The organism is Bacillus paranthracis, from assembly GCF_024296885.1.
GTDB lineage: Bacteria > Bacillota > Bacilli > Bacillales > Bacillaceae_G > Bacillus_A > Bacillus_A paranthracis.
Genome location: NZ_CP101135.1, coordinates 4,745,987 through 4,758,010, shown reverse-complemented (window position 1 = coordinate 4,758,010; position 12,024 = coordinate 4,745,987). Strand labels below are relative to the sequence as shown.

General features: G+C 34.8%; 12 protein-coding genes and 1 other annotated feature. Of the genes, 4 read left to right on the top strand and 8 right to left on the bottom strand.

Features of this window, described 5'->3' with window-relative positions:
- Window positions 1-79: 79 nt before the first annotated feature.
- Entirely contained in the window at window positions 80-1,774 is a 1,695-nt protein-coding gene (locus NLJ82_RS24760) for a methyl-accepting chemotaxis protein (RefSeq protein WP_000878469.1), read from the bottom strand.
- Window positions 1,775-2,187: 413 nt separating this feature from the next.
- Window positions 2,188-3,006: a class I SAM-dependent methyltransferase gene (locus tag NLJ82_RS24755; protein ID WP_001072270.1), complete on the bottom strand. Its 819-nt coding sequence runs from the start codon at window positions 3,004-3,006 to the stop codon at window positions 2,188-2,190.
- 114 nt (window positions 3,007-3,120) lie between these two features.
- Window positions 3,121-3,391, top strand: a binding site (T-box leader).
- A 50-nt stretch (window positions 3,392-3,441) separates the two neighbouring features.
- Here NLJ82_RS24755 and metG point away from each other — a divergent pair.
- Complete coding sequence (gene metG / locus NLJ82_RS24750) at window positions 3,442-5,076, top strand: methionine--tRNA ligase (RefSeq protein WP_000021547.1); 1,635 nt, start codon at window positions 3,442-3,444, stop codon at window positions 5,074-5,076.
- Window positions 5,077-5,117: 41 nt separating this feature from the next.
- On the opposite strand, the gene NLJ82_RS24745 is transcribed toward metG, so the two are convergent.
- From NLJ82_RS24745 to NLJ82_RS24720, 6 genes are all read right to left on the bottom strand, one after another.
- Window positions 5,118-5,372: a hypothetical protein gene (locus NLJ82_RS24745; RefSeq protein WP_000154156.1), complete on the bottom strand. Its 255-nt coding sequence runs from the start codon at window positions 5,370-5,372 to the stop codon at window positions 5,118-5,120.
- Between the two features lie 72 nt (window positions 5,373-5,444).
- Entirely contained in the window at window positions 5,445-6,347 is a 903-nt protein-coding gene (locus tag NLJ82_RS24740; RefSeq protein ID WP_000410507.1) for an EamA family transporter, read from the bottom strand.
- Window positions 6,348-6,486: 139 nt separating this feature from the next.
- Window positions 6,487-7,929, bottom strand: coding sequence for a sensor histidine kinase (locus NLJ82_RS24735; RefSeq protein ID WP_000201974.1), 1,443 nt, complete (start codon window positions 7,927-7,929; stop codon window positions 6,487-6,489).
- Window positions 7,907-8,572, bottom strand: coding sequence for a response regulator transcription factor (locus NLJ82_RS24730; RefSeq protein WP_000148833.1), 666 nt, complete (start codon window positions 8,570-8,572; stop codon window positions 7,907-7,909). The genes NLJ82_RS24735 and NLJ82_RS24730 overlap by 23 nt, the downstream gene beginning before the upstream one ends.
- 364 nt (window positions 8,573-8,936) lie before the next feature.
- Window positions 8,937-9,398, bottom strand: coding sequence for a L,D-transpeptidase (locus NLJ82_RS24725; RefSeq protein WP_000734935.1), 462 nt, complete (start codon window positions 9,396-9,398; stop codon window positions 8,937-8,939).
- A 30-nt stretch (window positions 9,399-9,428) separates the two neighbouring features.
- Window positions 9,429-9,872 carry a DUF3978 domain-containing protein gene (locus tag NLJ82_RS24720; protein WP_000388752.1) on the bottom strand — a complete coding sequence of 148 codons (444 nt, stop codon included), beginning with the start codon at window positions 9,870-9,872 and terminating at the stop codon, window positions 9,429-9,431.
- A 404-nt stretch (window positions 9,873-10,276) separates the two neighbouring features.
- Between NLJ82_RS24720 and NLJ82_RS24715 the strand changes: the two genes are divergently transcribed.
- The 3 genes from NLJ82_RS24715 (at window position 10,277) to NLJ82_RS24705 (ending at window position 12,008) form a co-directional block, all read left to right on the top strand.
- Window positions 10,277-10,891, top strand: a complete 615-nt coding sequence (locus NLJ82_RS24715) for a DedA family protein (protein ID WP_000454757.1) — start codon at window positions 10,277-10,279, stop codon at window positions 10,889-10,891.
- A gap of 198 nt (window positions 10,892-11,089) precedes the next feature.
- Window positions 11,090-11,311: a helix-turn-helix transcriptional regulator gene (locus NLJ82_RS24710; protein WP_000776168.1), complete on the top strand. Its 222-nt coding sequence runs from the start codon at window positions 11,090-11,092 to the stop codon at window positions 11,309-11,311.
- A complete protein-coding gene (locus NLJ82_RS24705; protein WP_000837709.1) occupies window positions 11,301-12,008 on the top strand; it encodes a DUF3169 family protein in 708 nt (235 codons plus the stop codon). The genes NLJ82_RS24710 and NLJ82_RS24705 overlap by 11 nt, the downstream gene beginning before the upstream one ends.
- Window positions 12,009-12,024: the final 16 nt, after the last annotated feature.

Genomic DNA, 12,024 nt, shown 5'->3' with positions numbered 1-12,024 from the left:
TTAAAGTGAAAAAAGAGAGATTGTAAATCCCTCTTTTTAATAGTTTGGAACTTCTAAAAATATAAATGAAAGTTTCGCTTTAAATGTTTGTTTTGAAATGAGAAACGAGAACTTCAAGTTCTTGTACGGTCGTTTTCATTTCAGATGCTTTTTTAGCAACGACACTCATTTTGTTTACTTGGTCACCAGCTGAAGTTGCTGTTTGTGATGTTTCGGCGGCAACTTCATTTGAAATAGAAGCGATGTTATTTAAAGCTGCGTTCATTTCTTCAGAACTTGCGGCCATTTCTTCAGCAGTTGCAGACACCTCCTGCATTTGTGTAGAAACTTTGTTAATGTGGTTAACAATTTCTGAGAATGAAGATCCAGCAGTACGAATGACTGTAATGCCTTCAGAAGCCTCTGATTGACCTTGCGTCATCATTTCATTTGCTATTTTTGTATCTGCTTGAATTTGATGAAGTAAATGGTTAATATCAGTTGCTGCTAGCTGAGATTGTTCAGCAAGCTTTCGTACTTCATCGGCAACAACAGCGAAGCCTTTTCCATGTTCACCAGCACGAGCCGCTTCAATGGAAGCATTTAAAGCGAGTAAATTCGTTTGTTCTGCGATATTAGAAATAGATTGAAGTGCAGTATCAATATGATTTGTATGTGTAATGAGTCGTTCTACTACTTGTGATGTAGCGTTCACAGCTTCATTAATGGTATGCATTTGTGTAATAGATTTCTCAATGACTTTATTCCCACTATCAGCTTTTTCTGAAGTAGTAACAGCTAGGCTAGCAACAGAAGAGGCGGATTCTGCAATACGTTGAACACTCGTTGCCATATCGTCCATTGCAGTTGAACTTTCTTCGATGCTGGAAACTTGTGAACGAATATTATGCTCAAGAGCATTCATAGTCTCTTCAGTTTTGGCGGTATTTTCCATAGAAGCAGTTGTTTCGATAAACACATTTTCAGATGCTTCTTTTACACTTGTTGATGTTTGTTGCACTTGTTTTATTATACGTTGTAAATTAGCGAGCATTTGATTAAAGGAATTGGCGATATCACCGATTTCATCTTTACTCGTTACATGCAATCTAGCAGTTAAATCACCATCTTGCGAAGCTAATTCTTTTAATTTCTCATCAATTTGTCGTATCGGTTTAACGAGCTTACCAGAGAACCACCATGCTAATAAAATAGATGTTACTGTACATGTAATAAGTGAGAAGAAAATAATATATTGAATAAGGGATGAAGAAGATTCTACGTCAGCAATTAATGCGTCACGTTTATCATTTTCTTCATTTGCATATTTCGTAAAACGACTTAAAAGGTCGTTTACGTAATCAGTTTGAGCTAAAGCGATTTTAGATGCTTCGTCCCATTTTCCTTCGCGAGCGAGAGGGAGGACTTCATTATCTATGACGCTTCGCCATTTTCCGCCCATTAAAATGGCTTCTTTCATTCCTTCCGAAAGTTTTTTATCACTGGTTACTTTTTCTCTCGTATCAGCTAGTTTTTTTCCTTCTCGGTTGAATTTATCCAATCCTTTTTGATCATGTGACAGTAAATATTCTTGTAAACCAGCAACTTGTGCTTGGAACCAATCGCCACGTTCTTTTAAAATGGTTGCTCTTTTGGAAACATCATTTTTTAACGTTTCAATTTCGCTCGCTTGGCTCATAGCGAATGAAAGAATAACAATAAGAGCAATGCTAAATAAAGAAGAAATGCTTAAGAGTGTGAACAGTAGTTTTTTTCGAATACTAACATATTTCATCGTTACCCCTGCCTTTTAAAAACTGTTTATTATAATTTATAAATATTTAGAGCAGAATTAATAAAAACATCATTATGAAGTTATTAATCTGTTCAATAAAAATTATAGCAGATAATGGAATATGGCAGATTCATATGAGTAAATGTTCTTAAAATGTATACATTTGCATATCAAAAAATTCATAAATAAAAATAAGAAATGCTATTGTAATTTGAAATAACATCATGTATACTTCTAATTAGTTGATAACGATTATCAGTATCAACTAAAGACATTACTCTTCGTTATGTTGGTCATACCCCTTTTTGACGACGTAAGTCAGAGACGAAATGTTGAAATATCTTGTGTCCTATTCTACAGAATTATGGTAATCTCCAACCTCAACTTATATGCGTGAGCATGCAAAAAGGATCCTATCCGTGAAGGGATCCTTTTTTGCATGCTGTCGCAATTAATGTATAGAGACCTGGCACACGCTCTTCCATTCCTTCCGGTGCAGTAGAAGGGAAGACCCATCTTTGATGTGACCCGTGTTCTTCAACTAGTTTTTCAATTTTAAAATGTTCTTCGGCAAGTGTTGTAATGATTTCTCCTAACGTCCAGCGACGGATGGTTGTTTTAGGTAACGATTCTTTCTGCACTTCTGTAAGAAGAATGCTATAAGCAACATCCTCTTCAATTAATTCTTTATCAAAATAATTTCCATTGGCCTGAAATGATGGGTGGTCGACTCCTAATAATTTCGTGTAAACAGGATGATAGTCACGAAGGATCAGCATTCCATCTTCTTTAAGTAAAGTAGCAATTTTTTGAAAGAGCGGTTTTAAATCTAAAAAGTAATGGAGTACACCAAGTTCCAGCAATACGATATCAAATGATTGTGAGAGCTGTACATGTAATACATCAGAAACGACATACTCGATAGAGACATCTGCTGCTTCCGCAAGTTCATTTGCATATTTTGCATTACTTGCTGAAATATCAACAACTGTTACGTCAGCTCCTAAAAGAGCGAGAGCAACAGCTTTATTCCCTTTTGATCCAAGTAAATTAATAATACGTTTTCCTTTCGGAGATTGTATGTAAGGTAAATAGTGATCTACCTCACGCATAGGGTCTTCTATGATTTTTTTCGCATAATCAGCTGGTGCCCCGTGACGATTCGTCCAAGCTTCATAAGCAGCTGCATTCCAGCTTTTTTCATTACGTGTGCTTAGTTGTTTTTGATTCAATCATATCACTCCTTTTGTGAACGTATAGGTATTCGGCGGGAAGATGAGATTTCCTGTTTTTCTTGAGTTAAAGTTTGATTTTTCTGTTATTAAGTCGTAAAATACGTGTTATATACAAAAGCGTTGAAAAGGAAAAGTAGGATGAACACATTCTTTCCAGAGAGCTTCGGTAGCTGAGAAGAAGCAAGAATATTCATTTGAACAATGGCCTTTGAGCTTCGTCCTGAACTTATCAAATGATAATAGTAGGCGGCGACGAGAGTTGGTACTCGTTATCAAAACCACAGTATAAGAGCATATAGCTCCGTACTTGTTAAGGCTAATTATGTGAGTAATTGGCGAAATAAGGTGGTACCGCGACTGTTTATACAGCCCCGCCCTTATCTTTTTTTAGATAAGGGCGGGGCTTTTTATATTTTAAAGGAGGAATGTAAGATGAGTATTTTTATTGGGGGCGCTTGGCCGTATGCAAATGGTTCGTTACATCTTGGACATATTGCGAGTTTGTTACCTGGTGATATTTTAGCACGTTATTACCGGGCAAAAGGTGAGAATGTGTTGTATGTTTCGGGAAGTGATTGTAATGGAACACCAATTGCAATTCGGGCAAAACAAGAAGGTGTGACGGCGAAGGACATTGCTGATCAGTATCATGAAGAGTTTGAGCGATGTTTTCGTAACCTTGGTTTTACGTATGATTGCTATACACGTACAGATAGTGAGCACCATCATGAAACGGTTCAAAATGTTTTTTTACGTTTATTAGAAGAGGGACATATTTATAAAAAAACAGTGGAACAAGCATATTGCGAAACGTGTACACAATTTTTACCTGATCGTTATGTAGAAGGGATATGTCCGCATTGCCATGAAGCAGCAAGAGGAGATCAATGCGATGCGTGTTCAGCTATTTTAGATCCACTCGATTTGTTAGAAAAGAAATGTAAGTTATGTGGTAGTACACCATCCGTACAGGAAACAGAGCATTTCTATTTTGCATTGCATACATTTCAGGAGCAAATCAAAACGGCTGTAGAAAACGTCAAACAAACAGGAACATGGCGCGACAATGCGATTCAGCTAACAGAAAGATATGTAAAGGAAGGGTTACAAGATAGGGCGGTTTCACGAGATTTACCAATCGGGGTACCAATTCCAGTAGAAGGGTATGAAGATAAGAAAATTTACGTGTGGATTGAAGCAGTGACAGGCTATTATTCAGCGAGTAAACATTGGGCTGAAAAAACAGGGGAAGATGATCAAGAGTTTTGGGATAGCGAAGCGAAAACATATTATGTACACGGAAAGGATAATATTCCGTTTCATTCCGTCATTTGGCCAGCGGTATTGCTTGGAATAGGAGAAGGGGCAATTCCTCGTCATATCGTTTCAAATGAATATTTAACAGTGGAAAAAAGAAAATTATCTACAAGTAAAAACTGGGCGGTATGGGTGCCTGACATATTAGAACGCTATGATCCAGATTCTATTCGTTACTTTTTAACCGTCAACGCACCAGAAAATCGTGACACTGACTTTTCATGGCGGGAATTTATTTACAGTCATAATAGTGAATTGTTAGGGGCATACGGAAACTTTGTAAACCGGACATTAAAATTTATTGAAAAGTATTATGGTGGTATCGTGCCGAAGGGAAGTATTGATGTAGAGCTGAAAGATAAAGTAGAAGGATTATATAAACATGTAGGAGAGGCGATTGAGCAAACTAAATTTAAGGTAGCGCTAGAATCAATATTTGATGCAGTACGTTTTGCAAATAAATACTTTGATGAGAAGCAGCCTTGGAAACAAAGGGAGGATAATCCAGTTTCATGCGAAGAAACGATTTATAATTGTGTGTATCTCATCGCTAATTTTGTAAATCTTCTTGAACCGTTTTTACCATTTTCAAGTGAAAGAATTAGAAACACATTATCGATTGTGAACCGAAATTGGGAGTCTCAACATACGTTGCCAAGTAGAATTGATAGCGTGCAGCCACTATTTGAACGGATTGATGTGAAACAAATTGAGCATGAGGTAGAGAAATTATATGGAGCGGTAAAGTGAGATAGAGAAAAAGACCTTTCAAGTAAATGAAAGGTCTTTTGTTATGCAGTAGGATTCTCCTTCTTATCCTTTAAGAAGAACAGCACAGCAAGGATTACGAGAATAATAGCTGCAATATCATATGTTATTTTGAATGTGGTATTAAAGTTTAAGTACTCCACCAAAGGGGTTTTGACTGCTCCAGAATATATGCAAATAGGAATGACGAGCACATCGTAAAATTTCTTTTCTTTCATATATCTTATTAGGAAGAAGATACACATAATGGCAAAAAAGGCTACGCTTAAAATAGTCATTTATACCTCCAAATAGATTTGAAATTATACCACATTGTAACTTTATTTCCATTTATAAGCAAGTTAATATTTTTAAGCACTATACACGCGATTACGTTTTTTTTCTTTCCTAGCTGTAAGAAGTTGAGGAGTGAAAATCCCAAGTAATATAACGATAATCCCAATCCACTGCATAAACGTTACGACTTCATGTACAAGTGTAATAGAAGCGATAATGGCTGTTGGTAATTCAGCTGCACCTAGTATTGTACCAAGTCCTGTTCCTACTTTCGGTACGCCAATTGAAAAACAAATGACAGGTACGACAACACCGAACAAACCGAGGAAGAAAGCATATTTCCATAGGCCAGCTTGCAGGGCACCATCTGTTAAAAAGGTTGGTGGGAAGAATAGGCATACGATAAGCGTAGCGCTTGTTGTCATAAGAAAACTTTTCGTATAAGGTGGAACTTCTGTAGCGACACGCCCGCTTGCAAAAACATAGAATGAAAAGGAAACAGCGGCTAATAGACCAAAGATCATACCTTTCGTGGAAAAGTTTTGTCCGAGACCTTCAAAGACACCGCCTGCAAACAATGTTCCAGCAAATAAAATAATGATAGATATAACTTTCTCACGGCTTGGAAATGTTCGGTTTGCAATTGCTTCAATAACGACACCAATCCATGTGAACTGGAAAAGTAGGACGACAGCGATAGATGCTGGTAGTTCTTCTACAGAAATAGCGTAGAAGATACCGGTCATACTCATCGTTGTACCAACTGTTAGTAAGGAAAAGAATTGCTTTTTTGTTACTTTATGACGTGAAACGAAAAGAACAAGCAGGAGAAGACCAATCCATCCGAAGATATATTGTCCTCCTAATAGTTGATGTGCTGAAAATCCATTAATGAATCCGAGTTTGAAAATAGTTGAAAGTACGCCGTAGCTACAAGCTCCGAATAAAACGAGTAATGAATACTTAAATTTCTCCATGAAAATCCTCCTTTTACATAATAAAAAACGCCCGCTATCCAAATAAGGATAACGGGCGAACGAAACAGAGTCATATACTCTACAAAATTCCGCCACTCATACGAAGTATGAATTTGGGATATGAAATTGTAGTAGGTTTTTACATTGCTTTTGGGAATACAATAGAACATTTTACACCTTGAGGCGTGTTTTGTATACCATAAGGAAATTGATGTTTATCTAGTATTTGTTTTACAATGTATAACCCAAGACCACTACCTTGTACTAAGCCGTGTTTGTCAGGGTTTGCGCGATAGAATGGCTCAAATAAATGAGCAAGTTTATCCTCATCTATTTGTGAACCTGTATTTAATACTTCTAATGCGTAACCGTTTGGCTTTTCATAAAGCTTTATATATACATGCTGATGGTCAATTGTATAATGAATTGCATTTGAAATAATGTTAAAAATGGCAGTTTGAATAAATTTAGGATCAGCTAAAACTTGTACATCTTGTTTAATGTTAGATTGAACATTTAACTGCTTTACAGATACGAAATAATCTACTTTCTTCATAACATCCTCAATAATATTAGTTAATGAGATAACTTTTAAATCAGGTTTAAATTGAGGGTTTTGTATTTTGGATAATTCCGACATTTTTTCCGTTAATATGTTAATGTCTTGCATCATTTCATAGGAACGTTTTAAATATTTATCTCTATCTTTATAAGCTCCAATTCCGTGAATCATGCCATCTAGTTGTCCCATAACGGCTGCGATTGGTGTTTTTAATTCATGGGAAACCATAGACATAAATTCTTTACGAGATTGTTCTAATTGTTGTTCCTTTTTGAGTTCATTTCTTAAATCTTGATTGCTTGCATGTAAATTCTTCACTATATTTGGTATTTGTGAAGCAGCTACTTGTAAATTAAAATCTGTTTGATCTGCATTTTTGTTGAGTAGCTTTTTATCTGAGAAATCAAGATTCATAATATCTTTTAAAGCATCACTCATATATTGAAAAGGTTTAGCAATTAGTTTTGCATAAATTAAAGATCCGAGCAGAGAGAGTGCAAGCATTGTTGCGCCAATATGTGGAGCTAATTGCTGCAGTACATCTGTTAATTTTGGATTATCTTGTGCATCATTTGCTTTACTTGCTGCATTTTGTTTATGTAAGGCATCATTAGTAGCGACTTGCTTTTCCGTTTCTGTAAGTGGAGCAGAAGCGCTATTTTTCCCCGAAATATTTTGAGTATGTTCTTTTGCTTTTGCAGTTTGGCTAGGCTGCAAAAGGTGATTGATAGCTGTAGAGAGAGAATTATAATCTATAATAGCAGATTGGAAATTAAACATGTCCCCCTGTGATACAGCTTTATTTTGATTCGTTTTACTTTGATCGTTTTGTTTATCTGAATCCGCTTGTTCTGTAGTATGCGTTCCATTTTCTTTCGCAAAACGTTCTTTATCGTAGTTTGAAGCTAAGAAGTAAATAACTTGATAAAGACAAAGTGATAAAAGAATACAAAATAATAAGGTTTTGATGAAAATATTTTTGGTGATGTTGTCTTTGCTACGATTCGATTTTGTAGCCAATGCCTTTCACCGTTTTAATATAAGGAATTCCTAATTTTTTTCGTAAGTTTTTAATATGTGTATCTATAACTCTTACATCACCATAATGTTCATAGCCCCATACCTTATTCAACAAATCACTTCTTGATAATACTTTTCCTCGATTTTGCAGTAAAGTATAAATAATTTCAAATTCTTTTGTTGTCAATTCAATTTGATTACCATGAACATAAGCGGCGTATGCTGTAGAATTTAACATCAATTCATGGAATTGTAGTATAGTCGCAGCTTCGGCTTCCTTCGTTGCTGCCCTTCTTAATACAGCTTCTACACGTTTAATAAATACGGTGTAATGGAACGGTTTCGTAATATAGTCATCAATACCTAATTCAAATCCTTTAATTTCACTTTCTTCATTATGTAAGCCTGTTAACATAATGATTGGTACATCAGATTGTCCTCGCATAATTTTACAAATACTATAGCCATCTATATCTGGTAACATCACATCAAGGAGGACAAGATCGTATGAATTTTTTTGGAAAAGAAGTATACCTTCTGTCCCAGCACCAACGACATCAACAGTAAAGTTTTGTGCCATTAGAAATTCACGAATTAGTTCTTGTATATCTGGGTTGTCTTCAATCACCAGTATATGCGTCATAGTAACACCTCCTAAATAACGCTTTTAACTGCAATATTCGAATTCATCATTTTTTCGATGACTCAGATTGTTTATACATATAATAAGCCCCTGCCATAAAATAATCATGAAAGTAGCAAGGGGAGTTGTTTAGTGAAACTGAATATTTAAGAATTACAGTAATTCTATTATAGTATGTATTATAAAATTTATAAAATATTATAACTGTATAATTTTAATATCCATGTTTATCAATGTTTGGATGTTACCTAACACAATCTATTCCTATTATATATGTAAATACAGTTGTTTTGCTACTGTAAATGAAGAAATAAAATAAGCCAAGACATAAAATTCTTGGCTACACGTAAATCGCGCTTTGAGGTTATTTTACAGTGACAGTAGCTTGCTGGGGAATACGCTCAAATAACCAGTGTATATCATTGTTATACATACGAATACAACCTAGTGTTGTCCACTTACCAATTGCCTGATTATTGTTCGTACCATGAATCGCATAAGTTGTTCCGTAAGTTCCTGCCATGTTTAGTCCGAGCCAACGGTCACCAAGCGGATTACGTGGATCGCCGCCTTTAATTTTGCCTGTGTAATAAGGACGATTTTTAATTTTATTTACGATTTGGAAAGTACCTTTAGGTGTAGGAGTAGCTGCTTTTCCAGTAGCGACAGTAAAACTTTTTATGAATTTTCCGTTTTGATAATAATCCATTTTATTTAACTGTGTGTTTACAATCAGTTGATCTTTCGTTGCAGCTGCCTCAGCATTTGTGAATGGAATAGTTAAAAATCCTAATGATAATAGTGCGCCTAATAATAGTTTTTTCATTATATTCTCCTTTTTACTATTGTAATAGTCTTACATACAATGAATTTGCAATCCTCGTAATACTTTATTTACATTTTCATCTAATGTTTCAAAGAAAGTAGTAATTTTGGCATTGTGTTTGTTGTTTTTATCAATAAGTAATCTTTCATTTAATAAAAGTTCGCCATGTAGTCCAAAACTTTGAACTTGAATATTTAATTCATCTTCCGTTTCAGAAATAATTGGTAAGAAGTAGTGAAAAGCTTTCGTTGGAATGATGTAGCTTTTGCCAATCATGCTTTCTTGATTTGAATTAATCCATTTTTTCGTAACAATCTTAATGTTCTTTTTTGAAACGATAAAAGACAGTGTTGTAGACTTTGTTAAACTTACGTCAAATTCATTTGTTTCACATATGTGTAAATTAAAAACGGTTTCATTTTGGTGAGATTCAACATTTGTATTAATAAAATCGTGCATCTTATAAGCTTCCATTTCGTATTCACCCTTTTTTCAATTTCGAAAAGCGATTAATATTTATTCAAATTAATGTTTAGTCATATATTAGTTAAATTTTTAAACAAATTCCGATATAATCTTACAATACGTATATGAAGCTAATATGAAGTTCGTATGAGTTTGTAGTGGTTTTTTATTAAGAACAAAATATAACGATTTTTAAGTGTTAAAAAATGGATAAAAAATGCATATTAAGGCCTTGGTTTCTCACGTTATATACTTGTTAAGTTGTCTGAAAATGAAAGTAAATAAAGAACGTAAAAGTTTAGTGAGAGCCTTACAAAAATGTAATAAAAATGTAAGCTATTGTGATAGTTATTTCGACAATTTTTTTATACAATATTAGTAAGAAGTTGCACGTGATTGAAAGGAGAGATGACATGGAATGGATTCATGAATTATTTCAGCAATACGGGTACTATGTTGTACTTGTCGGCTTGCTGTTAGAATATATTGCACTTCCGTTTCCGGGAGAGCCAACGTTAGCATATGCGGGATTTTTAGCACATAAGGGTGATTTAAGTTTACCGATTTTAATTATCCTATCCTTCATTGGGACAAGTGTAGGAATGACGATCCAATACTTTTTAGGAAATAAATTAGGAATGCCCTTTGTTCAAAAGTATGGGAAATACGTATTTTTAACACAAAGAAAAATCGACTTAACAAGAATGTGGTTTGATAAGTATGGATACTTCTTGATTTTTATCGGTTTCTTTATTCCTGGTGTACGTCACTTTACAGGATACTTTGCGGGAATTATTAACTTACCGTTCCGCCGTTTTGCAATTACAATTTACTCAGGTGCTCTATTTTGGGTATCATTCTTCTTAATCGGTGGTTACTGGCTAGGTGGCAATTTACATGATATTTTTGGAGCGCTAGAAGGTCATATCGGTAAAATTATTTTTGGAGTGATTGCGATTGTAGCAATTACGTTAGGAGTTCGTTTCCGTAAACAGTTAAAACGAGCATTATTACAAAACGCAAGTTAATATGGAATCCATTCTATGTCAGAATTTAGGAAGGCAGTGCAGAAGCACTGCCTTTTTTATTTTAATAAGTTTTTGTTTACCTGTTTAAAAATTTATAGATTACCTTGTCAATTATTAACGTCAAAATGACAATTATAATTGACAAAAATAAGGATATTATTTACAATTTTAATTAAATAAATGAAAAAGAGGGAAGATATGAAGCTTCAAAATCGGGTGAGAGAATTACGAGCAAAGCATCGTTTATCACAAGGGGATTTAGGGAAAGCGATTGGATCATCGCGGCAAACGATTAGTTTAATTGAGCGCGGGGATTATGCACCATCTATCGTATTGTCGTTAAAAATCGCACAAATTTTCAATGTACCGGTGGAGGAAATATTTACGTTAGTGGAGGGGGAAGAGGATGATGAAGAGTAAACGAAAAAAACAATTTGATTTTGTGGGGAAAATGGCATTAAGTATGATGGGTGGCTTTTTAACATCTTATATAGCTTTAGATTTACTCTCGGATGAACCGAGAAAGTTATCATCTAATACATTTATAGGTATATGTACTATTTTTGGAATCTTAATGATGTACTATACTTGGAAGAATACACGTATGTTAGCGGAGGCACGCGATGAAGAAGAGAGTGTACAAGGCAGAAAATTAGGCATTATAAGTATATATTTACGTGTAGGTGATATAGTTACGCAGGCATGGTTTGTATATGCAGTTATTGCATGTAGACGTGCACTGTTGCAGGATACAAATGTTTCATTTGCAGTGTGGAATTTAGTAGCTTCTATTGTTTGTTTAACTATTGTAGTGATTAGTGGGCTCATAACAAAAAATCGTTATAACAAGCTATATCCTGAACAAGGTGTAACATATATGGAATCTATGAAAATGTGGACGAAAAACGCAGATGAAGGATTAAAGCACATTGTGCATGAGGCTGGATATAAAGCGTATGAATTTACGAATACAATATTGGCATATGTATGGTGGGCTGCCGTTATATATACGGCGGCTAGTGATATCGACTTTGTATTAATTGGCTTAATCTCATTTATTTGGATATTGCATCTCGGAAAGTTCATGTACGAAATGCAGAGAAAAATGATTTATTAAGGGGAGAAAAAGGTGG